Raw genomic sequence first — 25,591 nt, 5'->3', positions numbered from 1 at the left:
GGAGACGAACTTCATGTTGACCAGGAACAGACTCATTATGTCCGGGGCTAGCGTGCTTTTTGCGTGCGCGGCACATGCCGAGAATGAATTGGATCGTGAAGTATTGCCGATCGCGCCCCCTCACACCAAGGGTTATGTCGAACTCGATGTGCGCGACACGTCCCCGCCGCCTTTCTTTCAAGTGAAAGCCCCTGAGAATGCGCCTAATGTCTTGGTTGTTCTGGTAGATGATTTGGGCTTCGCAGGAACGAGCACCTTCGGCGGCCCCGTCGAAACAGATGTTTTCGATGAATTGGCGACGGAGGGCCTTCGATTTGTTGATTTTCACACCACAGCAGTCTGTTCGCCAACGCGAGCCGCGCTGAAGAGCGGCAGAAATCATCATGTGAACAACATGGGTGGAATTATCGAAATGGGCACGGCATATCCGGGTAACACCGGCCAGATCCCGAAATCGGTTGCGCCCATTGCTGAGGTTCTGCGGCTCAACGGGTATGCCACCGCCGCCTTCGGTAAATGGCACGAAACAGCCGCCTGGGAGGCGAGCATTGCAGGCCCACAGGATCGTTGGCCGACACGTCAGGGGTTTGATAAGTTCTATGGGTTTCTCGGGGGCGAGACGAACCAGTGGGCACCCTTTATTTACGATGGCGTGCACCCGGTCGAATTGCCCGAAGATCCGAACTATCACTTCCTTACCGATATGACGGATCAGGCGGTTGCTTGGATTCGCTACCAGAAAGCACTCACGCCGGATCGTCCTTTCTTTGTTTACTTTGCGCCGGGCGCTACACATGCGCCCCACCACGTTCCGCAGGAATGGTCGGAGAAATGGAAGGGGAAGTTCGATGCGGGCTGGGATGTGCTTCGAAAAGAGATCCTTGCGCGCCAGATCGAGCGCGGAATTGTCCCGGAAGGAACGAAACTTGCACCCAAGCCCGAAGCCATTCCAGACTGGGATACGCTGAGCGAGGATGAAAAGACCCTCTACAAACGACAGTTCGAGGTTTTCGCGGGTTATGTCGACATGACTGATTACGAGATCGGTCGTGTCGTTGAAGCCGTCGAAGCGACAGGTCAGCTTGATAACACGCTGATTTTCCTCGTTTACGGTGACAATGGCACCAGCGCTGAAGGCGGCCGCAACGGCATGTTCAGCGAAATGACGTATTTCAACGGTGTGCAGGAACAGGTGTCAGACATGCTCACCAAGCTCGACAAGTGGGGCGGCCCCGAAACCTATCCTCATATGGCGGCCGGGTGGGCCGTCGCCATGGATACGCCCTATCAGTGGACAAAGCAGGTCGCGTCGGACCCGGGTGGAACAAAGGTCGGTATGGTCGTCCATTGGCCTGACGGTTTCGAGGCCAGAGACGAGCAGCGGGATCAGTTCACTCACGTCATAGACGTCGCACCAACCATCCTTGAGGCTGCCGGCATACCAGAGCCGCGCGAGGTCAATGGTGTCCCGCAATATCCTATGGATGGGATCAGTATGCTCTACACCTTTGACGACCCGACCGCAGGAGAGCGCCATACCACGCAGTATTTCGAAATGTTCGGAAACCGGGCGATTTACCATGAGGGTTGGTGGGCACGCACGATTCACAAAGCACCTTGGGAGCCAAAACCGCGCAGAGCGCTGGCTGACGATATCTGGGAACTTTACGATACCAACACCGATTTCAGCCTCACTAATGATCTTTCCGAAGACATGCCGGAGAAACTGGCCCAAATGCAGACGATCTTCATGCAGGAAGCGGCGAGGAACAACGTTTTGCCGATCGATGACCGTGTCTTTGAACGCATCAATCCGGCGTCAGCTGGCCGACCAGACCTGATGGCCGGAAGGACGTCGATTACCCTTGCTGGCGGCATGACTGGCATGACGGAGAACGTTTTCCTCGACATAAAAAACAAATCCAAGACGATAACAGCGGAAATCGAGGTGCCGGAAAGCGGAGCCGATGGAACGATCATCGCGCAGGGCGGGCGTTTCGGCGGCTGGTCCCTTTATGTTAACGGCGGTGTGCCCGGATATGACTATAACTTCCTGGGGTTGGAGCGCTTTTCGATCACTGGGACCGAGAAACTCGCTCCCGGGCGTGCTACTCTCCGCTTTGAGTTTGACTATGACGGCGACGGCCTTGGCAAGGGTGGAGATGCGCGTCTATTCGTCAACGATACGCAGGTTGGTGAGGGCCGCATCGAGCGTACGCAGCCCCACATTTTTTCCGCTGATGAAACGGCCGATGTGGGTGTGGACCTTGCTACGCCAGTCGTCGAAACTGTCGGATCAGAAGCCGCCTCACGGTTTTCCGGAACGATCGACAGTGTGACAGTTGTAGTGAAATGAAGCCTGTTCGCTATAAATCGCGATCAGAAAATTCAGGTCGCGTTTGTCAGACGATAGCTTGGGGCGCTGTGACCGCTTTGTCGTGCAGGCCGTCTACCTGCTTTGCCCGCGTTCCCGGTTTACACGAACGCCCAGCTTGCACGTCTCGAACTGTCGGGCTCTGCTTGGTCAGCGGAAGCGATCTGCCAGAAAGTCGATCAAGCTGCGCGTCCGGTATGGCAGGAATGCCGTTTCGGGGCGCAGAATAAAGATACCGCCGCCAGCATCCGGTTCTGTGTATTCTTCCAACACTGGCACAAGACATCCTGTTTGCAGGTCGGTCGTGGTAAGGAACGATGGTAACCACGCAATGCCAAGCCCAGCACGGCATGCCGAATGGAGCGCCTCGAGGTTGTTGCAGGAAAAACCCGCGCCAAGTCGCGCCAAACCGCCCTGCGGTTGGGTAAAGCCCCAATCTGACAGCAGCCTTTCCTGCCCGAGTCGCAGACATCTGTGGTTTGTCAGATCATCGGGTTTTTCAGGAATACCATGCCGTTCAAGATAGTCAGGTGTCGCACAGGGCAGGCGAGGATTATTCATCAGTCGTCGAGATACGAGGGACGAGTCGGGTAAGATGCCGCTTCGGATTGCAAGATCGAAGCCATCACCGATCAGGTCGACGATCTTGTCCGTCAAAAGTAGCTCTATCTCGACTTCAGGGTGACGTTCCATGAATTCGATCACCAGGGGCACGACCTGCCGACGACCAAGCGCCGCTGAACTTGTCAGTCGTATCGTACCGCGCAAAGTTAAGGCATCATCGGCGATATCCGCCTCGAGCGCTGACAGGCGGGCAAATAATCCTCTGGCTTCCTCGACGTACCGTCGACCCGCTTCTGTCAGCGTCATGCGTCGGGTCGAGCGGACAAGCAGCGGCACATTCAATCGTTTTTCCAGTTGATGAACCCGTTTGCCAACCGCAGACGGGGTGTACCCCAACGCTCTGGCTGCTGCCGAGAAACTGCCATGATCAACAACGGCCAGCAGGATTTCCAGTTCTATCTTCTGTGTCATCTGTTCCAAAAAGTATCAAGATATGATCCTGGTTGCTCAGTTATCCTTAAAGCTTTTCCAAAGTATATCAGATATACGCTGGTAGCCCGAGGAGTTCTTCTTTGCACGCCGTATCGACACAAACTCTTTTTACACCGCTGACCCTGCCAAATGGTTGTTTGCTAAAGAACAGAATCATAAAATCGGCCATGTCGGATTCACTGGGGGATGGTCAAGGCAACCCGACCGCCATTCAGATACGGCTGTATGAGCGGTGGGCAGAGGGTGGGCTGGCAGCCTCAATCATAGGAGAGGTCCAAGGCGATCCGCGATACCCTGAAAAACCGGGTAACCTTATTCTGGATGACAAAGCCAAAACGGGCGCGTTTCGCGAACTTGCTCGACGCGGATCGGCAAACACGGCCCAGCTTTGGCTACAGCTTGGACATGCCGGTGCACTGGCGCATCTGCCGATAAGCAAACCCAGAGGGCCAAGCCAGATGGACTTTCCTGAGTTCCGCAGCGAGGCCATGTCACGCGCTGAAATCGAAACCGTCCCCGAGTGTTTTGCCAAAACGGCGTGTCATGCGGCAGAGTTGGGTTTTGGCGGTGTTCAAATTCATGCCGCACACGGGTTTCTTCTGAGTCAGTTTCTGTCTCCGCTTTTTAATCATCGAACCGATGCCTATGGGGGTTCGATAAACGCGCGAATGAGATTGCTTATCGAAACGGTCGAAGCTGTTCGCGCCGCCGTTCCATCTGACTTTGTTGTTTCGGTAAAGTTAAACGCGACCGATCAGCTTGTCGGAGGTTTGACAGAAGAAGCAGCCCTCAAGGTCGTGGCTGCTCTGGAAGGGAAGGGTGTTGATCTTCTGGACATCAGCGGCGGCACGTACTTTCCTGGTGCGCCGTCGAGTTCGGAGCGCAACACTAAAGGGCCCTATTTTGTCGAATTTGCCCGCACGGCGCGTCAACTGACCTCGATACCGCTCATGGCGACAGGTGGGTTCAAACGCCACGAGGAAGCCGAAGCTGCCGTTCGTTCCGGCGATGTGGATGCGGTAGGTTTGGCACGGGGATTTGTGCTTGACCCCTGCTTACCAGCGACATGGAAAGCAGGAAAAAGTAGCCCTGCGTTTCCTCGCTTTGACACGTTGTCGCCCGGTGGTATGACCGCTTGGTTTACCATGCGCATGACGGATCTTGGGGCAGACCGTGAGGGAATTGTCGATCGCGATCTCGACGAGGCTGTCGCAGAATACGAAAAACGCGATGAGCAGCGTGTCGCAATTTGGAAGAAACGAAGTTCGGGTCACTAAGGCTTTTTGCACAGTCAACGGCTTGTGCTGCTCCGGTTAGAAATGAGTATGCACAGCCCTTCAAGCGCGGTTCATAAGCTACGCCTGCCTTGGTCTTTGTTTTACCGTGCACTATCCGAATTAGACAACGCCATGTTCGACAACTTGTTCGGGATGGGACTCTGCCCAGTCAGCCAGAAAAGCGGACATCTCGGGCACCGTCGCAAACCGTGCCGCTTTTCGGGGCAGCGCCACACCCTTTGCCAGCGCCATACGCGCGCATTCGATGTGGTCGCGGTAGGCTCTTTGCGGGCAGTTTTCCGATCCGTGGATGATGGTTGACAACAACGTGCCTCCGTAAGCGTTGGTGTGTTCGAGATCGGGGTGTTGGCCCAGAAAATAGGACATGACTTCGACCATGCCCTCCCAGGCAGCCAGGTGGAGCGGCGGCATTCCCATCTCGTCCGGATGATTGGGGTCAAAGCCCATCTCAACCAAACGCTGCATATGAGGCAGGGTTCCTTCGCGCCAGACGAGGCGGCACAGAAGGCATTTCATCTCATCCGACAGCGCATTCATGTCTATCATGTCACCGGGTTTGGGAGTGCCGTCCGCTGCCCGCGCAAGCTGCTCTTCTGTCTGCGAAAGCTGGGTCATTGCACCCGCGTGTTCCAATACCTCCACCACGTCACGGTTCCCGAAGATTCGGGCGAAAGCATAGGGCGTATGACCGCGACTGACGGCGTTTGGGTCTGCACCATGATCCAGCAACATTTGGGCGATTTCACCCGAAGCCAGGCGCCGCGCCGCTTGATGCAGGGCGGGGATTACCAGTGAGGGTTCGCCCGACGGGTGCGGGGCAATGCCTTCATTGGGGTCCGCGCCGTGTTCAAGCAGCAGGCGAACAGCCTCGGCGCTGTTGAAATCAATGGCGCGGGGAAGTGCATTTGTGCCCTGGGGGTCTGCGCCATGCTCCAGCAACAAACGAAGACCAACGGTATGGCCAAGCTCGGTCGAATGGTAGAGCGACTCGTTGTCGTTTGGATCTGCGCCTTTCGACAGCAGCCACTTTGCCAATGGCATATTGTCAGCATGCCCAATCGCACCGTAGAGCGCGGACAACCGGTGTTCTTCTGACGGGTCGAAAGCGAAACTGTCATTCACATCTGCGCCGTTCGCCAATAGCAGCTCCGCCATCGCCAGCATGTCACTTTCTTTTTCAGGCGCTGACTTGATGTGTCTGGAAAACGCAAGATGGCACATCGGGCGTCTTGGTGGATAATTGCGCGTGGCGGCCCCTGGGTCCTGAGCCAAAATTTTGCGCATGGCGTCGATTTCGTACATTGCGACAAGAAGGGGAACCTGCCCCGCCGCAAGATCTGGCTCATCTGCAAGCAGGTGCGCGACCGTCTCGGGCGAGCCATTGTAAAGCGCCCAACGCAGCCGACCCTGTTTCTGCGCGCGATCCATGCCCTGCGTTTCGACGGCCAGTTTCAGTGCAGGCCACGACGCATATCCCGTTTCACGCGCGATGACGTGTAAGCAATCGGCGTGTTTATAGACGCTGTTCTTGGGCATCGGAATGATACCATGAATGCGCAGCATCGCGCCCTTATCGCCCGCAGTCAGCGCTTTACCCAGAGCTTTGGCATCACGTCGTAATTGGTCGATTGATTTTGTCATCGGTGTTCCCTCCGCTGCCCGAGGGTCCGCTAAACCGGGCTGAGAAACCGATGTGGTTTTCGTGTATTCTCTGCGAGGTGCCGATGACAGCTTTCCGCGGACCGGGTGGCCGCCTCAAACGACCTGGAGTGAGTGTACGGCTCGCCAGGATATCACGCAAGTCGAACGGGTCGCAGGCATCGGTTTCACTGGGGTCGGAAAAATTCGTAACGAAAGTCTGGTGTTTCCCGACCAAGACACTTTGAATACACGACAATTGGCGACTCGGACAAACCGGAACGCGTTCGCTTTTCCAGGCAATCAAGAACAGGGGCAAACAAGATGGAAGGGACATGGATCGACAAGTTCAAGGGGCTAAGCCGCCTGCCAGACGATATTCGCGCAGACCTTGAGGCCGGAAGTCAGATCGTCTCGGTTCCCGCTGGTACGAAGGTCTTTGGGCCCGGGCAGTCGGCTGACAACCTGCTGCTCCTGCTGGACGGGACGGTTCGGGTTCAGCAAAAGTCGGAAACGGGGCGCGAGGTTTTTCTCTATCGTGTGCATGCCGGTGAAAGCTGTGTCCTGACGACGGCGTGCATGCTGGCCTTTGAAGAGTATTCAGCGGATGGGATTGCTGAGACAGATGTGCGCGCCGTCGCCATTCCACGCACGACTTTCGATCGACTGGTCGCGAATTCGCCCGTCTTTCGTGAGTTTGTATTTACCGCGTATTCAAAACGCATCACCGACCTTTTCACGCTTATTGATGACATCGTGTTCCAACGCATGGACGTGCGCCTTGCCTCGCGGCTTTTGGAACTGGCGGACGAGAACGGTGTGGTGCACGCAACGCATGCTGTTCTGGCGACCGAGCTTGGCACGGCGCGTGAAGTAATCTCGCGGACGCTATCAGAGTTCAACCGCCGCGGCTGGGTCGAACAATCGCGTGGTGAGGTACGGCTTACTGGCCGGGCAGGGATTGAACGGCTGGTCAGATCCTCTGGCACGGGTGTCTGAATCCGGCGTGTTGGCTGTTTAGTTTGCTTTTGGTGACTTGGTCACCAAAGGATCGGTCAGATGTATGCCATGGTACATCCATCGAATCTCGATGGAGTAGGAACATGACCACCAACATGGGAAAATTTGACCGTGGCGGCCGTCTGGCTATTGCTGCGGTGTTATTTGTTTTGGCGTTCGGCACGAGTGCTTTGGGGACAGGTCTTCTGTTCTGGCTAGCGCTTGTCGTGGCGGGCATCTTCACGCTGACGGCCTTTGTCGGGAATTGCCCGATTTATAGCCTTATCGGCCTCAAAACCTGCCGAGACTGCTGATGATTGAGACGGCTTTCACTCCTTGGGCGTCGCTTGCAGGCGGTGTCCTGATCGGCGTATCCTCGACGCTTCTTATGCTGATGCTCGGGCGTGTTTTTGGCGCGACCGGTATCTTGGCAGGCTTGTTTCAACCGGCCTCTGGTCAGGATTTCTCGTGGCGTGCGGCCCTTGTTGCCGGGATGGTTTCGGGTCCGGCTGGCGTCTGGCTGATGACCGGCCAAATGCCCGCTGTTGAGGTTCCGATTTCAACCCTCGCCCTGATTTTTGGCGGACTGATCGTGGGCGTCGGCGTGACCTACGGCTCGGGCTGCACATCAGGGCACGGGGTTTGCGGAATGGCGCGCCTGAGCCCGCGGTCCATCGCTGCTACGATCACCTTCATGATCTTCACCGGCCTAACGGTCTATATCGTCCGCCACGTAATCGGAGGGTAGCCCATGAAACTGATCGCAACATATCTGATCGGCTTGATCTTTGGTGTCGGTATCTCGATATCAGGCATGGCAAACCCGGCAAAGGTCCTAAACTTTTTTGATATCGCCGGCACATGGGATCCGTCGCTGATCTTCGTGATGGGCGGGGCGCTTGTGACCACGTTCATCGGCTATAAGCTTGTCTTCGGACGAAGCGCACCGATCTTCGAGACTGATTTCAAAGTGCCCGCTAATCGCACAATTGACGCCCGTCTGATCGGTGGTTCTGCCGTCTTCGGAATCGGCTGGGGCATCGCGGGTTTCTGTCCGGGCGGCGCGCTGCCGGCGTTAGGTACGGGCCGGTGGGAGGTCGTAGCCTTCACCGCAGCTCTGGTGGCAGGAATACTTCTTGCCAAGTTCATTCAATCACTTACGGCGCCGCGCCGCACCAATGCGGCTTGACCCGTTTCAGGAGGAGACAAACATGACCGACTATCCTGTCAACATGGATATCAAACCCGAGGTTCAGGCCTTTTTCGACGAGGCCACAAACACGATCAGTTACATTGTGAAGGACCCGACATCGAACGCCTGCGCGATTGTCGACAGCGTCATGGATATCGACTATGCGGCAGGTCGCATCACCTATGATCACGCGGACGAAATCATCCGGCAGATTGATGCGCAAGGCTTGAAGCTGGAATGGATCATCGAGACCCATGTTCATGCCGATCACCTGAGCGCCGCGCCGTACATCCAGCAAAAACTGGGCGGCAAGATCGGTATCGGTTCGAAGATCATGGTCGTGCAGGATACGTTCGGCAAAGTCTTTAATGAAGGGACAGAGTTTCAGCGCGACGGGTCCCAGTTCGACCGGCTTTTCGAAGATGGCGATACCTATATGGTCGGCAATATGCAGGCCTTTGCCATGTACACCCCGGGCCATACCCCTGCTTGCATGGTGCATGTCATGGGCGACGCTGCTTTTGTTGGCGATACGCTCTTTATGCCGGATGGCGGGTCAGCGCGTGCAGATTTTCCAGGCGGGGATGCGGGTGTTCTTTACGACAGCATTCAAAAGGTTCTGGCGCTGCCGGATGCAATGCGGCTGTTCATGTGTCACGACTACGGCCCCAATGGCCGCGATATTCAATGGGAAACAACAGTCGGCGACGAGAAAGCGCACAACATCCATGTTGGCGGTGGCAAGTCGAAAGAAGAATTCGTCAAATTCCGCACCGAGCGCGACGCGCAGTTGGATATGCCCAAGCTGATCATCCCGTCATTGCAGGTCAACATGCGCGCTGGCGAGGTGCCGACCGACAAAGACGGAAACCCGATGCTCAAGGTGCCGGTTAACGGTCTTTGAGCAAAATCTGCTCTGGTGGAGGGAAAAAATGGAACTCAGGAAAATCTCGCCGAAATTCACGGTAAGCCCGCAAATCTCGGTGGAAGACATCCCTGCAATTGCCGCAGAAGGCTTCCAGGCGATCATCTGCAACCGGCCGGATGGTGAAGGCGCCGATCAGCCCTCTTTCGAGGAAATCGAGGCGGCTGCAAAGGCCGCTGGTCTTCAGGCGCGCTATGTGCCCGTTCAGTCCGGCATGGTAAGGGACGAAGATGTCGAGGCGTTTGGTGACGCTTTGGCAGACCTGCAGCGCCCCCTTCTGGCCTATTGCCGAACAGGCACGCGGTCGGCGACGCTCTGGTCGTTCCACGAGGCCAAGAAACGCCCGATGTCCGAGATCCTCTCTGCGACCAAGGCGGCAGGGTATGACATGAACGGCGTGGCCCGTCGTATCGCCAACGGGGGTAAGACCCCGACAGATACGGGTGATGCGCATTTCGAAGTTGTCATCATCGGTGCGGGCGCGGGCGGCATTTCGGTTGCCGCCAGCCTCAAATCCCGCAAGCCCGGTTTAAACATCGCAGTCATTGATCCAGCCGACATACACTATTATCAGCCCGGCTGGACCATGGTCGGCGGCGGTATTTTCGACGCGCAGAGTACGGCAAAGACCATGGGCAGCCTGATCCCGAAGGGTGTGCACTGGATCAAGTCCGCCGTCGCGGCGTTTGAACCGAAGAACAACGCTGTGATCCTCGATGGGTGCCGGGTCGTGAAGTATGATCGCCTGGTCGTGTGTCCCGGTCTGAAACTCGACTGGGGCAAAGTCGAGGGTCTTGAGGAAACGCTTGGGCGCAATGGCGTCACGTCGAACTATCGGTGCGATCTGGCGCCCTATACATGGCAATTGGTAGAGCAGATGAAGGAAGGCCGGGCAATCTTTACCCAGCCGCCGATGCCGATCAAATGCGCGGGCGCACCGCAAAAGGCGATGTATCTCTCTGGTGATGCCTGGTTCCGCCGCGGTGTCCTGAAAGACATCGACATTCAATTCATGAACGCAGGCGGCGTGCTGTTCGGCGTCAAGGATTACGTTCCAGCCCTGATGCAATACGTCGAAAAGTACAACGCGGGGTTAAACTTCTTCCATAATCTCGTCTCGGTGGACGGTCCGGCCAAGAAAGCGACCTTTAGGGTCGAAAAACCCGATACTGATCCCACTGAGGTCACGGTTGAGTTCGACATGATGCATGTCTGCCCGCCGCAAACGGCACCAGATTTCATCCGTGTCTCGCCCTTGGCGGATGCTGCTGGCTGGGTTGACGTGGATCAGGCCACTTTGCGCCACAAGGAATTCGACAACATCTGGTCGCTGGGTGATGTGATGAATGCGCCCAATGCCAAGACCGCAGCCGCAGCACGCAAACAAGCGCCAACCGTGGCCGACAACATCGTTGCCGACATCGCCGGGCGTTCTGCGGTAGCTCAGTATGACGGGTACGGTTCCTGTCCGCTGACGGTCGAGCGCGGTAAGATCGTTCTGGCTGAGTTCGGGTATGGCGGAACTTTGCAGCCCTCGTTCCCGAAGTTCATTCTGGATGGAACAAAGCCAACACGCACGGCGTGGTTCCTCAAGGAAACGGTACTGCCGCCGATCTACTGGAAAGCCATGCTTCGGGGCAAGGAATGGATGGCCAAACCAGAGAAACTGAAGGTTTTGGTTGAGTAAGCTACTGACGCAATTGCGCATTTCCTTCCTTCATGCGCGATGAATAACGGGCGGATCAGATCCGCCCATTATTACGGATGAACACGATGATTGACCATCTTCGCCGCTATATGCCGGTTTTGGACTGGGGTCGCACCTATGACCGAAAGGCATTTTCGAATGACATGATCGCGGCGGTTATCGTCACAATTATGCTGATACCGCAATCCTTGGCGTACGCCCTTTTGGCGGGTTTGCCGCCGGAAGCGGGCATATACGCCTCGATCGCGCCGATAATCCTTTATGCAATTTTCGGCACCAGCCGGGCCCTTGCGGTCGGGCCGGTCGCCGTTGTGTCACTGCTGACCGCCTCAGCCGTGGGTCAAGTCGCCGAGCAGGGAACCGCAGGCTATGCCGTTGCAGCGTTGACGCTGGCATTCCTGTCGGGCGGATTTCTTGTTCTGATGGGGGTGTTCCGTCTGGGCTTTTTTGCCAATTTCCTCAGCCACCCCGTCATCGCCGGGTTCATCACGGCCTCGGGTATCCTGATCGCGACCAGCCAGCTCAAGCATATCTTGGGGATCAGCGCCCATGGGCACACGCTGCCCGAAATGCTGGGTTCGATCTTCGCGCATCTGAACGAGGTCAATTGGATCACGCTTGCAATCGGCGTTTCTGCCACTGGCTTCCTTTTCTGGGTGCGTGGCAACCTCAAACCCACGTTGCGCAAACTGGGCACGCCGCCGCTGATTTCCGACATTCTGACAAAGGCCGGACCTGTGGCCGCTGTTGTCGCAACCACCCTGTCCGTTTGGCTATTAGGGCTGAATGACCGGGGCGTGAAAATCGTGGGTGAGGTTCCGCAGAGCCTGCCCCCTTTGACGCTTCCGGGTTTTACGCCAGATCTGCTGAGCGCGCTGCTTGTTCCTGCAATCCTGATTTCGATCATCGGGTTTGTCGAAAGCGTTTCCGTGGCGCAGACCCTGGCGGCGAAAAAGCGTCAGCGGATCGACCCGGATCAGGAACTGATTGGACTGGGCGCCGCCAACCTTGGCGCTGCGTTCACAGGTGGCTACCCGGTGACAGGTGGTTTTGCGCGCTCGGTCGTGAATTTCGACGCCGGGGCTGAAACACCAGCCGCTGGTGCCTTTACGGCCGTCGGGTTGGCGATTGCTGCTGTCGCGCTGACGCCGCTGGTCTACTTTTTGCCGAACGCAACGCTGGCTGCAACAATCATTGTCGCCGTGCTGAGCCTTGTTGACCTTTCAATCCTGCAAAAGACATGGCGTTATTCGAGGGCCGATTTCACAGCTGTGGCGGCGACAATCGTTTTGACCCTTGGGCTGGGTGTTGAGGTCGGAGTTGCCTCGGGTGTCACGATCTCTGTCCTGCTGCATCTTTACAAGACATCGCGCCCGCATGTGGCCGAGGTCGGCCTTGTTCCCGGGACCCAGCATTTCCGAAATATCCTGCGTCACAAGGTAGAAACAGACCCGGCACTGGTGACCTTGCGAGTAGACGAGAGCCTCTATTTCGTAAACGCCCGGTTCCTTGAGGACCTTGTGCAGAAACGTGTCACCAATGGCTGCGGAATCCAGAATGTCGTCCTGATGTTTTCTGCCGTGAACGAGGTGGACTATTCTGCCCTCGAAAGTCTTGAGGCCATCAACCATCGCCTGAAGGATATGGGGGTCGGTCTTCACCTTTCAGAAGTGAAAGGGCCGGTGATGGACCGCCTGAAGCGGTCGCATTTTATCGACGACCTGAACGGGCGGGTATTCTTGGCGCAACACGACGCATGGGCCGCACTTTCCAAACAGAATGGACAAGCGAAAGCAGCCGAGTAAACAGGTAGTAGCGGCAACAAAATTCCTCTGCCGGGTGTTGGCCTTGTCGGGTGGCAGGCAGGCTGGTTTCATGGGAGTCCACGTAAATCATGCGCGCGACGATACATGTCTGGACACTAAAATCTATGGCCGTGCTTCTGCATGTGTGTGTTCTCACGTGCCTCATTTTGCCAGGTTTCGCGGTCGCACGGGACGTGCGCGAGCAGCATGTTCAAACTGTTCTTGATGCTGTTAACGCCGTCTGCGGCCTGCCAGAGCTTACTGGTCTTGCTGCTCAGACCGCCATTCCCGGAAGTTGGCTGATCAGCGAAAAACATCGTCCCAATATCGCAAGACCTCGTGTGATATCCATTCGGCTTGTCATGACTGACCGCAGTGAGCTGGAAATTGAACGCCGCCAGCATAATGGGCAGCTGAGACAGTTTCGAGCGTCGCTGTGGCTTAACCATGGCAACGGCCCGGAACCTTACCTTTTGGCGATCGCGGATGGGGGTTGCAATGTTCGATCGGGCCGCGAAATTCGGTCAGCAGGTGACGCCTGGCAATATCTTGATCAGCTTGATGAAGACCTCACAACAGTAAGGTGGACCGAAACGCTGCAAGCCCCTTGGCCAGGTGGCGAGGACAACGGCGGTGTGCGAGTCGGATTCATCGACTCCGGGCTTGCTTACGACCTGCCGGTTTTTCGGGATCAACTGGCGCGCGGTTCGGACAAACAACCGCTTGGGTTCGACTATTGGGATATGGACCCGTGGCCCTACGATGGCGACGTGTCACGCGGACGGTTCTTGCCCATCCGGCACGGGACGGCCGTCGCGTCCATCTTTGTTCGTGAAGCACCCGATGCCGCGATTGTTCCCTACAGGTATCCGCGGCCGGACATGACGCGCCTGGGCGATACCGTCGCGCGGGCCGCAGGTGATGGCGTGCGGATTTTAGCTATGCCGCTGGGCAGCAACAAAAAAACGGAGTGGGCCGCGTTCGAGGCCGCCTTGGATGCGTTCGATGTGCTTGCGATTGTCTCTGCGGGCAATAACGGACGGGATATCGACAAGAACCCGGTTTACCCGGCGGCGATGTCCTCTGATCGGATCCTTACGGTGACATCGGCGGATGAGTTTGGACGTCTGGCTGAAGGCTCGAACTGGGGCCAAACCCATGTGGATGTGATGGTTCCGGCAGAAAACGTGCAGATCGTGGATTTTCGAGGTGCGTCGGGTTTCGCGTCAGGTTCGAGCTATGCGGTTCCACGCGTTGCGGCATTGGCGGCGCGTCTTGTGGCGGAAAGGCCAGAGCTTACCGCCATAGAGCTTAAAACAGTATTTTGAAACTGGCTAATCCTTCTCCGTTCGAGCGTGACGGTGTGCTTTCAACAGGATGGATTCCCAATCCGTTAAATCCGTAGCTACTGTCGTGTCGGGGCGGGTGGTGAACTGTCGATAAATCGTCGCGCAGCTTGCGCTTGCGTGGGATCAGCTTCAAGCAAGGCCATGTATGCGTCTTCAGCAAGTTCCGGTGCGTCGCCCCATACGCCGGATTGAATTGCGAACCGCAGGACCTGAGGGTCATCCTGGGCCAGTTCCATCGCGCGGCGTGCGTGGTGCGTCATCTCATTGAACCTGCCCGCCAGTTGCAATGATACCAGCAGCGAAATGCGTGCGTTGAGAGAATTAGGGACTTGATCGACTGCCTGCCCATGAAGGGCAATCGCCGCGTCAAAGTCGCCCGCACGCGCCAAAATGCGGCCTGCTTCCAAAAGCTGTCCTTGATTTTGGGTCGCGGAACAGGTGTCGGCCAGTGCTGCCAAATCCTTGTCCTGCGCAGCGGTGACGTCCAAGGCATCCATCGCGTCAACGCAATCCGCCAAAGCTGACCCAAGGCTGGCCGTAATCTCGGTCGCGCGCGGATCATCTCTGAGCGAAAGAAGCGCTCGAATATCAGCGACTGGAATGGCTTCATAGCGGCCTTCGCCGCCACCGGCATTGATGCCCACAAGCCCTCCGTCCTTGTTGACCAGCGCACCACCGCTGACGCCGGGTTGCATATAAGATGTCACATGAACGCGCCCAAGATCCGCGCCGGGTGCAGGTGCCGCGATCAGCGCGCCGGGTTCAAACACGCGTACTTCCTGCCTGCCAACATCCGCACCGATCGCATAGGTCTCGTCAAACGCTTCATTCTCGTAATCCAGCTCAGCGATGACACCGGTACTCGGCAACCCATCCACTTCAATAAGTGCAAGATCTCCGGCATATGCAGATGGCACCACACGTCCGTCGCGCGGACCGTCCGGTGTAAAGACAACGACATCCGGCTGATTGGCGACCACATGGCGGTTGGTCACAAGCAGGTTCGGCCCAATTCGCGTGGCGCTGGCAACCGGATCGAAACTGGATATCGGGAAGACCGCCTGTCGCAACCGGCAAACCGGCGCGGGGTGCGGGCAGTCGCCGAGAGCCTCAGTGCTTGGTTCATCCGTTGAAGGCTCATTCAGCAGTAGCACTGCTGTAATCTGTCGCCCTGCGCGCTCAACTCTCACGTCGACCTGCGCGGCATTTTCCGGCAAGAGGGACAGGGCCGCGACAGCGTCGCGCGGCTTGAGCACTCGGCGGCCGTCAACATGCGTGACAAGGTCGTCTGGCAAAAGCCCGGCAACCTCAGCCGCGCCACCCGGTTGTATCGCGGAAATAACAGGCGCGGCTTTTTCGGCAAGTTGCTTTCGGCCCGGGTTTGCAAGGCTCCAGCCCGGATCGGGATAAGAAACACTGCCGTCTTCGACCAACGCGTCCGCAACACGGATCAGAAGGTCGGTCGAGACCGCGAAATTAACCCCAATGTTTGTATCACCGCTCGACGCAAATATGGCCGACATCATGCCAAGAAGGCGCCCGTTTGCATCGACAAGCGCGCCGCCCGATACTCCGGGGTTTGCTGCAGCATCGGTTTGAACAAAGTGTTCAACCGGATTGAAACCAGCATCCGAAATGTCGAGCGCCGAGACCACCCCGCAGGTGACGGAAATACCCAAGCCCCAAGCATTGCCCATTGCACAGGCTGGTGCCGCCAGCGCAGGTGGCGGGGCAATCTCAAAACCCGGGAGATCAACATCCACGCGCAGCAGAGCGATATCGCTGGCGGCATCTGACGCGATTAGCGTTGCGGGCAAAACACGCCCATCCCACATGCGCACATCTATGCGATCGGCTGGTTCTATGACATGCCATGCCGTTGCGATAAAGCCTGAGGGCAGCACAACACCGCTGCCTTCCGGCGCAACCCCCGGTCGTGTACCTGCACCGCCCTGCGCGTGGCCGGGCCACACGGGAAGCACGGACACAACCGATTTGATCGTGTCAGCGGGAAAGCCGTGCGATGTCTCGCCAGATGATCCCGACGGTAGCATTACCGCCACCGCGAGTGCTGTAAGGGTTCTCATTGGGGCTGTGATACTGATCACGATTGATGTCTCCGTTCTAAAAACACTAACCCTGCTGTCCTCCCCTGGACACGCTTGTTGGAGGGGCAGGGACAATATGGTCGCCATCAGACCTGACGTCTTCGGATTGGATTTGCCCGGGTGGATACGCCAGGATCGCTCCGCACCGATATTTGAGTTGGCCTTTCAAAAAGTCCGTTCGGCAAGGTTGGGTTCCGCCGTACTTCAGCCTTCATTTCTCAAAGGAACGCGTGTCTTGCTCCCTGACCTCCGTCGTGGCTGATGGATGCTAACATATCGAGGCAGTTCAAAGCGAATAGGGCCACGTTGGCGTTCCTGACTGCTGTACGGATTCGGAAAACAGGCCAAGCGGATGGCTGAAATCTGTTGGTATAGCACTGGTAAAGAGCTTAAAAGAGGCGAAAGAGTAAGCCGTTCGCCTGACTTTAAAAAAGAATTTGAAATATTGCGCTTTTGGACAGTTTTCGGGTTCAACGTGCAAGGCATTTAGGGGCCACTTGGCAAGCAGGTTGCAAGAATAATCCTGTGGCATAGCTTTAGCCAGATCAGAGACGTGTAATGGATATTGTTCTTGTAACAACAGTGGTTGCATCGCTTTTCGTCGTGATCGGCCTGGCCGAGCCAGCCGCAACGCGGCTTCGTATTCCGTATAGTGTCGTCCTTGCCGTTTTGGGCACGATTATTGGCGTGGCCGCGGCTTTTTTTCTTCGAACCGACCTGACCGAAGTGATGAACCCAGTGGCCGAAGCCATCCTCGGGCTACCGATCAGTGCGAATGTTTTCCTGTACTTGTTCCTGCCAACGCTCCTTTTTCAAGCGACGCTTGGAATGAACTTGCGGCGCATGATGGATGACTGGGTTCCCATACTCGTCCTGGCAATCGTCGCGGTTTTTGTCGCCACCTTCACGGTTGGCTTTGCCCTGGCAGCCGTAAGTTCGCTATCTGTAGTCGCATGTCTTTTGCTGGGCGCGATTATTTCCACAACCGACCCATCGGCTGTTGTGAGTATTTTTCGGTCAATTGCGGCGCCGCAAAGACTGTCCCGGATAATCGAAGGAGAGAGCCTGCTGAATGATGCAGCCGCGATTGCATTGTTCGGGCTGTTCATCGGCTTTGTGATGGTTGGCGCACCGGACCCAAAGCCAAGTGACGCTCTTATCCAGTTTCCCTTGCTTTTGGTTGGGGGTGCCGTGACTGGTTGGATCCTGGCCCGCGCCAGCCTGTGGTTGATGTCCTTGATCGAGGGCTTTGAACTGGCGCAGATCTCAATCTCGATCGCGTTGCCATACCTTGCCTATGTCGTCGCCGAGCAGAGTGTCGGTGCATCTGGCGTCATTGCAGTAGTTGTTTCCGGTATCACACTGAACCTGTCTGCGCCTGGGCGTTTGACCCCGCAGGCATGGGCGCGCTTGTCGGATGTTTGGGGTGTGCTTGCGCATTGGGCCGGGGCGCTGATCTTTATTCTTGCCGCACTGCTGATCCCAAGGTTGCTGAGCGGCTTTCAGTGGTCAGATTTTGGGCTGATCCTTGTGGTAATTGTTGCAGCCGTTGCTGCCCGCGTTTTTATTCTGTTTGGCTTTCTGCCCTTTTTGACCCTGCTACGTGTTTCTCCGCCAGTGGATCGCCCGTTCCGTTTTGCAATTCTCTGGGGAGGTATGCGCGGTGCAGTAACCCTTGCGCTGGCATTGGCCGTTACAGAGAACGCCCAAGTCGCGGCCGAGACAAAAAGGGCTGTTGGTATCCTTGCGACGGGTTTCACCCTGTTCACCCTTATCGTTCAGGGACCAACCCTTCGGCCATTCATACGCCGCCTTGGGCTTGATAAGCTTTCAGCCGTGGACGAAGCCCTGTCCCGGCAGGTCATCGCCGTTTCATTGCAGACGGTCCGCGAAGACGTGGAAAAGACAACATCAAGCTATGAACTGAAGCCCGATATCATCCGGTCTGAGGCCGTCCAGTTCGGTCAAAGGCTTGAGGCCGCGGTGCGTTCCGCAGAGGAACGCAAAGATATTCTGGACCGAGATCGCGTAACCCTGGGCCTTATCGCACTGGCCGGTGCCGAGAGGAATTTTGTTCTGGGCCACATGCGCGACCGATCGCTTTCGACACGTTTGGCCGAACGGGCACTTTTGGACATTGATCGACTGATTGAGGCAACGCGCCTGCAAGGGCGCACGGGGTATCTGCGGGCGGCGCGCCGAACCATCGATTACGGCAGATTTTTTCGCGTCGCCGCTTTTCTGAATGACAGACTGCGTTTGCGGGCTCCGCTGGCTCGTGTAACCGCGCATCGTTTTGAAGTATTGCTTGCCCAACGTCTGGTGCTTCGCGATATCTACCGCTTTGTGGATCAACGCATTCGCCGGATACACGGGCGTCGCGTCGCGGGCATCCTCAGGGAGCTTATTGACCGCAGGGCCGAGTATGTAGACACCGCCCTTGATGGCCTTCAGCTTCAGTATCCCGGCTTTGCCGAAGAAGTTCAGCGCCGCTTCATCCGCCGTATCGCTTTGCGGCTGGAAGAACGGGAATACTCCGAGATGTTCGACGAGGGTTTGATTGGGGCCGAACTGTATTCAGTGCTTTTGCATGACGTTTCCGAAAAGCGCACGGCAGCCGAAGCGCGCCCGATGATCGATATCGCACCGCGGGCGGCGGAGCTTGTAAAACGAATACCGGTTCTGTCGGACGTAAGCCCGTCTGGGCTTCGCCGCCTTGTGCGCGCATTAAAGACCCGCCACGTAGAAGCAGGCGAGATTATCATCCAGAAAAACGCCCCGGCCCGCAGGGTCTACTTTATCGTCTCAGGCGCGGTTGAGCTGGAAATGGCTGGACAAAGCTGGCGCTTGGGTCGAGGTGAAATTTTTGGTCAGACTGAATTGTTGCTGCGTCAAAAACGCCGGGCAACCGTCCGTGCGATTGTGCCCACAACGCTTTTGATTTTGGACGAGGAAAAATTCCGCAGACTTGTCCAGCGCAGCAAGTCCCTGCGTGAGGCAATAGTCGCGAGCGCTGCAAACCAGGGCGTTGAACTGCGTAAGCTCATCGAAACAGAGTGAATTTCTTTGTCGCTCTATCGAACTGAGTGCTGTCCCGTACTGCGGTCATGAGCTGTCGACTTGGCTCTAGCTCGCTGGCCCATCGCACCAGAAACGCGACATTTCAACGAATCTGGAATTTATGGCACTCTTCCCGCCAGGCGAGATCAGATCCGTCTTGCAAGTGATCTGCCGCTTATGGCCTGGGAGGAGCCCGCTATGAACCTGAGACCTGACCCTACATTTCACGCAACCCCAAAACTTGCCATGGAAGCGCCTGCGGAAACGCTTGCCTTCACATTGATGCTCAGCCCGGATGGTTCGGAACCCGATGGGCTGGCCGTTATAGATGTTGATCCGAATTCTAAGACTTACAGCCAGATCGTCCACAAGCTTATGATGCCCAACAAGGGGGATGAGTTTCATCATTTTGGCTGGAATGCCTGCTCTTCGGCGCTGTCTCCATTGACCGGACACGCCTTTCTAGAGCGGCGATATCTGATTATACCGGGTATCCGGTCCTCTCGCATTTATGTAATCGACGTGAAGGAGCCGCTGAAGGCAAAAATTCACAAGATTATCGAGCCAGAAGAAGTCTTCGCCAAAACCGGTTATTCGCGTCCCCATACAATCCATTGCGGCCCCGAAGGTATCTACGTTTCAACACTCGGCGGCGGCGGGCCGGATGGAACTGATGGACCTCCGGGCATTTTTATCATGGATTGCGAAACATTTGATATCCTCGGGCGCTACGAAATGGACCGGGGTGAGCAAGACAAACACTATGATTTCTGGTGGAACCTTCCGCGTGACTACATGGTGAGTTCCGAGTGGGGTTTGCCGCCGCAGTTCGAAAACGGGATCGTGGCCGAGGACTTGCTGTCCAACAAATATGGCCACAAGATTCACTTCTGGAATTTGCGCGAACGTCGGAATGTCCAGACTATTGACCTGGGCGAAAACCATCAAATGGCTTTGGAAATCCGGCCCGCTCATGATCCTGCAAAGGATTATGGCTTCTGTGGTGTCGTGGTCGACACGACGAACCTGCAGGGTTGCATCTTCACGTGGTGGCAAAAAGACGACGGCACGTTTGAGGCGAAAAAGACAATCACGATTGATCCCCGGCCAGAGAAGGCTGAAAACCTTCCGCCGCTGTTGCAAGGGTTTGAGGCCGTACCGCCATTGGTCACCGACATCGACCTGAGCCTTGACGACAAGTACCTCTATGTCGCGTGCTGGGGTCAGGGTGAAATGCACCAATATGATGTTTCCGACCCGATGAACCCCAAGCTGACCGGGAAGGTAGAGCTAGGCGGTATTGCGCGCGGCGCGAAGCATCCGAATGGCAAAGGCTTTGCCTACGGTCCGCAAATGGTCGAGATCAGCCGGGATGGCAAGCGGGTCTATTGGACCAACTCGTTGTATTCAACTTGGGATGATCAATTCTACCCAGGCGATGAGGGCGGGCAAATGGTCATGGCGAATGTCGGTGAAAACGGTGGCTTGGAACTGGACAAGGATTTCTATGTTGAGTTCCCAAAAGGTTATCGCAGCCACCAGATACGCCTTGAAGGCGGCGACTGTTCTACCGATAGTTTCTGCTACCCGTCCGTCTGACGCGTGGGCGGATTGGAAACGACAACAGCTCTTTGGTGGGCTGTTGTCGCCTCGGGCATATACCATGGGATCAATCCCGGGATGGGGTGGCCGCTGGCGGTTTCCGCCGCATTGATGGACAAGAGCCGCAACAGTTTCTTCAACGCATTGATCGCTCTGGCCGCCGGGCATCTCGTTGCAATGGCTGCCATTCTTTTTCCTTTCACAGCGCTGCTGTTTCTGGCTGAACGGCAACGGGAAATTCAGATTGGCGCGGCATGTCTTGTGATCGGGCTTGGCGTCTATCTTTTGTTCAACCGCCGCCACCCGCGCTTTCTTGCGCGTGTGCCGCCGTCTCGGCTTGCATTGTGGTCATTTCTGGCGGCAATGGCGCATGGCGCGGGATTGATGTTGGTGCCTATCTATCTTGGCATCTGCCGCACGATCGCAACTGACGCGGGTCACGCCGCCGCCTCCGACCTGATGACCGGTAACGCGAAAGTCGCCGTGTTGGTTGCTTTGGCCCACACAGCTGCGATGACATCCTCTGGCGGTCTGCTTGCGTTCGGAGTCTACCGTTGGCTGGGGCTGCGATTTCTTTCCAAGAGCTGGTTCAACCTTGATCTGGTGTGGGCGCTGAGCCTGATCCTTGTAGGAGTTCTGTCGCTTATGTTTGTGCACTAAGTTGATCGATCCCTCGGGTAAGCTTTTAGAGGATTTGCCAACAAATGCTACACGCTGCGCAGGGCACCTTGGGTTTAGAAGCTGCAAGGACAAACTAGAGTTTAGTGTTCCGCAGGCGTCAAAAAACTTGCCAGACAAATAGCGTTTATCCGGTATTGCAGGACTCAGTCAACGAAATCACTTTTTCGGCGACTTCGATTACTGTTTATTTGCAGGATGTTGATGGTGCTGCTGGAGAGAATTGAACTCTCGACCTCTCCCTTACCAAGGGAGTGCTCTACCTCTGAGCTACAGCAGCGCTGTGGGCGGGTGATTAGACTCAAACGAAACGCGGCGCAAGGGTCTCTGGACGGTTTTTTTCGCCTCCTGTAGAGAAAGACTATGGCAGACAGAACGACACCCAAAAAACAGGGCAAATCCGGGGATGCGCGCGAAGAGCGTCTGAAGGCGGCGCTGAAGGCGAATATGGCGCGGCGCAAGGCGCAGGCCAAGGCGCGGGCGGCATCCGAGGATAAATCCGTAAAGGACGAGGGATAAGAGCAGATGGATTCGATTTTGGTGACGGGCAATGGGCCTTTGAACGGTAAAATACCGATCGCGGGGGCCAAGAATGCGTGCCTGACGCTGATGCCCGCGACCTTGCTGAGCGAAGAACCGCTGACGCTGACCAACGCGCCGCGGCTGAGCGATATCAAAACCATGACCCTGCTTTTGCAATCGCTGGGGGCTGAGGTGTCCGCGTTGCAGGACGGGCAGGTTCTGGCGATGTCGAGCCATGACCTGACCAGCCATACGGCGGATTACGAGATTGTGCGCAAGATGCGCGCATCCAACCTGGTGCTGGGCCCGATGCTGGCGCGGCTGGGTCAGGCGGTTGTGTCATTACCGGGTGGCTGCGCGATTGGCGCGCGCCCGATGGATCTGCACGTTGAGGGACTTGAAGCGCTGGGCGCTGAGATCGAGCTGAAGGATGGCTATCTGCACGCCAAGGCACCGGGGGGGCTGAAAGGTGCCGTGCATGAGATGCGCTTTGCTTCGGTGGGGGCAACCGAGAATATCGTTATGGCGGCAACGCTGGCCAAGGGCACCACGGTTCTCAAGAACGCCGCGCGCGAGCCTGAGATCGTCGACCTGGTCGAGTGCCTGCGTAAGATGGGCGCTCAGATTTCGGGCGAAGGGAGCTCGACCATCGAGATTCAGGGTGTCGACCGGCTGCACGGGGCAACGCATCAGGTTGTCACCGACCGTATCGAGTTGGGCACCTATATGCTGGCCCCGGCCATCTGCGGCGGTGAGGTTGAACTGTTGGGTGGCCGTATGTCATTGGTTGAGTCTTTCGCCGCCAAGTTGGACGCGGCTGGTGTAAGTGTTTCGGAAACCGAGAACGGCCTGAAAGTGGCGCGCAAGAACGGGCGTGTAACATCGGTGGATGTGGTCACAGAGCCGTTTCCGGGCTTCCCAACAGACCTTCAGGCGCAGATGATGGCGTTGATGTGTACGGCCGAAGGGACCTCGGTTCTTGAGGAACGCATATTCGAAAACCGTTTCATGCACGCGCCGGAACTTGTACGCATGGGTGCGAATATCGAGGTTCATGGCGGTACGGCCACGGTCACGGGCGTCGAACGTTTGAAAGGCGCGCCCGTTATGGCGACGGACCTGCGTGCGTCGGTCTCGTTGATTTTGGCCGGATTGTCAGCTGAGGGCGAAACAATGGTCAACCGGGTCTATCATCTGGATCGCGGATATGAGCATGTTGTGCGCAAGCTGGAAGGCGTGGGTGCCAAAATCGAACGGATCAAGGGCCAATGACAGACGCAAGTTTTCACGATGGACGCGAGGCCCCGCTGAACCTGGGTGCCGAAGATGCGGACGATCTGCAGGTGATTTCGACTCTGACACAGGACGCCGTGTTCCCGGTAACCGAAATGACGTGGAAGCCGTCGCAGCGCCGTTTTGGATTGCTGCTGAACCGCTTTCGCTGGGAAGACAAAGATGCCGCTACGCGTCGTGATCGGCCGTTTGAGCGGGTGCAGTCAGTTCTTGTGTTCGATTCGGTGCTGTCGGTGGCCAGTCAGGGAATCGACCGCAGCGACAAGGATATGATCCTGTCTTTGCTATCGGTCGATTTTGAGGCGGACGAGGACGGGGCGGGTCATATTGTGTTGACGCTGGCCGGTGACGGCGGCATCCGGCTAAAGGTTGAGGCGGTTGACGCGACGCTCAAGGATGTGACGCGCCCGTACAAGGCGCCATCCGGGCACGCGCCGCATCATCCTGAATGACCGACCTCTGCATCACGAACGAACTTGTGTCAAAAATGCTAAAAACAAGGGTTTTTGGCGTTTGATTTCTGCCGCGCTACAAGTGAAAGCCCGCATCGGGGTTGAGGCTGTCGTGCCTCGACGGTATGACCCGTCGAAACGCTTTCGGAGTCTTGCATATGCCCGTTTTTCTTGACACGACCTCGGCCGATTTCGAGCCCGCGTTTCAGGCGCTTTTGTCAGCCAAGCGCGAAGACAGCCCTGATGTGGATGCCACGGTCGCGCAGATCATCGAAGATGTGCGCGCGCGGGGCGATGCCGCTGTCATCGAACTGACTGCCCAGTTTGACCGGCTAGAGTTGACGCCCGGTTCGATGGCATTCTCCGCCGAAGACATCGACGCGGCGGTTTCGCAGGTTGCGGACGCGGACCGTGTGGCATTGGAACTGGCTGCTGCGCGCATCCGCGCCTATCACGAAAAGCAGATGCCCGAAGACTATCAGTGGACCGACGCAACCGGGGCAACGCTTGGCTGGCGCTGGTCGGCAGTGTCAGCGGCCGGATTGTATGTGCCCGGCGGGCTGGCATCGTACCCGTCTTCGGTTCTGATGAATGCGATCCCGGCCAAGGTTGCAGGGGTCGAGCGGCTGGCCATAACCGTTCCCACGCCGGACGGGCAGGTGAATCCGCTGGTCCTACTGGCGGCGCGGCTCTCTGGTGTGGACGAAATCTATCGTATAGGCGGGGCGCAAGCCATTGCTGCGCTGGCCTATGGCACCGAGACCATTTCGCCGGTAGATAAGATTACCGGGCCGGGAAATGCCTTTGTTGCCGCCGCCAAACGCCGGGTGTTCGGCAAGGTCGGCATCGACATGATCGCAGGACCGTCAGAGATTCTGGTCATCGCCGACAAAGACAACGATCCCGACTGGATCGCGTTGGATCTGCTGAGCCAGGCCGAACATGACGAGAGCGCCCAATCTATCCTGATCACGGATGATGCGGCGTTCGGGCAAGCGGTTTCGCAGGCTGTTGAAAAGCGTCTTGAAACCTTGCAACGCCGTGCAATCGCCGGGGCAAGCTGGCGCGATTTCGGCGCTGTGATCACCGTGCGCGATCTGGACGAAGCTGCAGCCCTGTCCAACCGCATTGCACCAGAACATCTTGAGCTGTGTGTGAGCGATCCTGTCGCTCTGAGTAAAAAGACAATCCACGCAGGTGCCATCTTCCTGGGTCAGTACACGCCCGAAGCTATTGGCGACTATGTTGGCGGCCCCAACCATGTTTTGCCCACGGCTCGGTCAGCCCGGTTTTCTTCCGGTCTGAGTGTGATGGACTTTCTCAAGCGCACAACACTCAGCCAGGTGACGCCCGAGGCGCTGCGCGCGATCGGACCTGCGGCAGAACAACTGGCGCAGTCAGAAAGCCTTGAGGCGCATGGATTGTCGGTTACGGCGCGTCTTAATCGACTGAATGGCTGATATGGCGCAACCCGCTACGCCATATTGGCGCTTGTGTGCGTTGCTCAATGAAATGCGTTGTTATAGGTCTGG

At 56.9% G+C, this 25,591-nt stretch carries 20 protein-coding genes and 1 tRNA gene; 17 read left to right on the top strand and 4 right to left on the bottom strand.

Features of this window, described 5'->3' with window-relative positions; all coding sequences use genetic code 11:
• Window positions 1–37 precede the first annotated feature (37 nt).
• On the top strand, window positions 38–2,356 hold the full coding sequence (locus tag LCM21_RS18440) for an arylsulfatase (RefSeq protein ID WP_224891908.1): 2,319 nt from the start codon (window positions 38–40) through the stop codon (window positions 2,354–2,356).
• A gap of 168 nt (window positions 2,357–2,524) precedes the next feature.
• On the opposite strand, the gene LCM21_RS18435 is transcribed toward LCM21_RS18440, so the two are convergent.
• The gene (locus tag LCM21_RS18435) at window positions 2,525–3,409 is read right to left on the bottom strand and encodes a LysR family transcriptional regulator (protein ID WP_224891907.1); all 885 of its coding nucleotides are present in this window, start codon (window positions 3,407–3,409) and stop codon (window positions 2,525–2,527) included.
• 101 nt (window positions 3,410–3,510) lie between these two features.
• On the opposite strand from LCM21_RS18435, the gene LCM21_RS18430 reads away from it, so the two are divergent.
• Window positions 3,511–4,707, top strand: a complete 1,197-nt coding sequence (locus tag LCM21_RS18430) for an oxidoreductase (protein WP_224891906.1) — start codon at window positions 3,511–3,513, stop codon at window positions 4,705–4,707.
• Between the two features lie 120 nt (window positions 4,708–4,827).
• Here the strand turns inward: LCM21_RS18430 and LCM21_RS18425 are convergent, their stop codons facing one another.
• Window positions 4,828–6,369 (bottom strand): ankyrin repeat domain-containing protein, encoded by a 1,542-nt coding sequence (locus tag LCM21_RS18425; protein ID WP_224891905.1) that lies wholly within the window; start codon window positions 6,367–6,369, stop codon window positions 4,828–4,830.
• Between the two features lie 321 nt (window positions 6,370–6,690).
• Here LCM21_RS18425 and LCM21_RS18420 point away from each other — a divergent pair, with 321 nt between their 5' ends.
• From LCM21_RS18420 to LCM21_RS18385, 8 genes are all read left to right on the top strand, one after another.
• On the top strand, window positions 6,691–7,365 hold the full coding sequence (locus tag LCM21_RS18420; protein ID WP_224891904.1) for a Crp/Fnr family transcriptional regulator: 675 nt from the start codon (window positions 6,691–6,693) through the stop codon (window positions 7,363–7,365).
• A 104-nt stretch (window positions 7,366–7,469) separates the two neighbouring features.
• Window positions 7,470–7,679 (top strand): YgaP family membrane protein, encoded by a 210-nt coding sequence (locus LCM21_RS18415; RefSeq protein ID WP_068341026.1) that lies wholly within the window; start codon window positions 7,470–7,472, stop codon window positions 7,677–7,679.
• The gene (locus LCM21_RS18410; protein ID WP_224891903.1) at window positions 7,679–8,113 is read left to right on the top strand and encodes a YeeE/YedE family protein; all 435 of its coding nucleotides are present in this window, start codon (window positions 7,679–7,681) and stop codon (window positions 8,111–8,113) included. Before LCM21_RS18415 ends, LCM21_RS18410 begins: the two co-directional genes overlap by 1 nt.
• Before the next feature lie 3 nt (window positions 8,114–8,116).
• On the top strand, window positions 8,117–8,554 hold the full coding sequence (locus LCM21_RS18405; RefSeq protein ID WP_224891902.1) for a DUF6691 family protein: 438 nt from the start codon (window positions 8,117–8,119) through the stop codon (window positions 8,552–8,554).
• A gap of 22 nt (window positions 8,555–8,576) precedes the next feature.
• Entirely contained in the window at window positions 8,577–9,461 is an 885-nt protein-coding gene (locus LCM21_RS18400; RefSeq protein ID WP_068341034.1) for an MBL fold metallo-hydrolase, read from the top strand.
• Window positions 9,462–9,489: 28 nt separating this feature from the next.
• A complete protein-coding gene (locus LCM21_RS18395; protein WP_224891901.1) occupies window positions 9,490–11,169 on the top strand; it encodes a bifunctional protein tyrosine phosphatase family protein/NAD(P)/FAD-dependent oxidoreductase in 1,680 nt (559 codons plus the stop codon).
• 86 nt (window positions 11,170–11,255) lie between these two features.
• Window positions 11,256–12,995 carry a SulP family inorganic anion transporter gene (locus LCM21_RS18390; protein ID WP_224891900.1) on the top strand — a complete coding sequence of 580 codons (1,740 nt, stop codon included), beginning with the start codon at window positions 11,256–11,258 and terminating at the stop codon, window positions 12,993–12,995.
• A gap of 89 nt (window positions 12,996–13,084) precedes the next feature.
• Window positions 13,085–14,323 (top strand): S8/S53 family peptidase, encoded by a 1,239-nt coding sequence (locus LCM21_RS18385; protein ID WP_224891899.1) that lies wholly within the window; start codon window positions 13,085–13,087, stop codon window positions 14,321–14,323.
• A 77-nt stretch (window positions 14,324–14,400) separates the two neighbouring features.
• Here the strand turns inward: LCM21_RS18385 and LCM21_RS18380 are convergent, their stop codons facing one another.
• Window positions 14,401–16,452: a trypsin-like peptidase domain-containing protein gene (locus LCM21_RS18380; RefSeq protein ID WP_224891898.1), complete on the bottom strand. Its 2,052-nt coding sequence runs from the start codon at window positions 16,450–16,452 to the stop codon at window positions 14,401–14,403.
• A 558-nt stretch (window positions 16,453–17,010) separates the two neighbouring features.
• Here LCM21_RS18380 and LCM21_RS18375 point away from each other — a divergent pair.
• The 3 genes from LCM21_RS18375 to LCM21_RS18365 all read left to right on the top strand — a co-directional run bounded on the left by LCM21_RS18375 (window position 17,011) and on the right by LCM21_RS18365 (window position 21,774).
• The gene (locus tag LCM21_RS18375; RefSeq protein WP_224891897.1) at window positions 17,011–19,512 is read left to right on the top strand and encodes a cation:proton antiporter; all 2,502 of its coding nucleotides are present in this window, start codon (window positions 17,011–17,013) and stop codon (window positions 19,510–19,512) included.
• Between the two features lie 198 nt (window positions 19,513–19,710).
• Window positions 19,711–21,111 (top strand): selenium-binding family protein, encoded by a 1,401-nt coding sequence (locus LCM21_RS18370; RefSeq protein WP_224891896.1) that lies wholly within the window; start codon window positions 19,711–19,713, stop codon window positions 21,109–21,111.
• 12 nt (window positions 21,112–21,123) lie between these two features.
• The gene (locus LCM21_RS18365) at window positions 21,124–21,774 is read left to right on the top strand and encodes a hypothetical protein (protein WP_263619057.1); all 651 of its coding nucleotides are present in this window, start codon (window positions 21,124–21,126) and stop codon (window positions 21,772–21,774) included.
• Window positions 21,775–21,997: 223 nt separating this feature from the next.
• Here the strand turns inward: LCM21_RS18365 and LCM21_RS18360 are convergent.
• Window positions 21,998–22,072, bottom strand: a tRNA-Thr gene (locus tag LCM21_RS18360).
• A gap of 83 nt (window positions 22,073–22,155) precedes the next feature.
• Here LCM21_RS18360 and LCM21_RS18355 point away from each other — a divergent pair.
• The 4 genes from LCM21_RS18355 (at window position 22,156) to hisD (ending at window position 25,519) form a co-directional block, all read left to right on the top strand.
• Window positions 22,156–22,311 carry a hypothetical protein gene (locus LCM21_RS18355; protein ID WP_224891894.1) on the top strand — a complete coding sequence of 52 codons (156 nt, stop codon included), beginning with the start codon at window positions 22,156–22,158 and terminating at the stop codon, window positions 22,309–22,311.
• 6 nt (window positions 22,312–22,317) lie between these two features.
• Window positions 22,318–23,586: a UDP-N-acetylglucosamine 1-carboxyvinyltransferase gene (gene murA / locus LCM21_RS18350; RefSeq protein WP_224891893.1), complete on the top strand. Its 1,269-nt coding sequence runs from the start codon at window positions 22,318–22,320 to the stop codon at window positions 23,584–23,586.
• Window positions 23,583–24,059, top strand: coding sequence for a DUF2948 family protein (locus tag LCM21_RS18345; RefSeq protein ID WP_224891892.1), 477 nt, complete (start codon window positions 23,583–23,585; stop codon window positions 24,057–24,059). Before murA ends, LCM21_RS18345 begins: the two co-directional genes overlap by 4 nt.
• 158 nt (window positions 24,060–24,217) lie before the next feature.
• Window positions 24,218–25,519, top strand: a complete 1,302-nt coding sequence (hisD, locus tag LCM21_RS18340) for a histidinol dehydrogenase (RefSeq protein WP_224891891.1) — start codon at window positions 24,218–24,220, stop codon at window positions 25,517–25,519.
• Window positions 25,520–25,591: the final 72 nt, after the last annotated feature.

Origin of the sequence: Ruegeria profundi (genome assembly GCF_020171505.1) — a bacterium.
GTDB classification, from domain to species: Bacteria; Pseudomonadota; Alphaproteobacteria; order Rhodobacterales; family Rhodobacteraceae; genus Ruegeria; species Ruegeria profundi.
The sequence above is the reverse complement of the archived record's forward strand: the minus strand, read 5'-3'. Positions and strand labels throughout refer to the sequence as shown.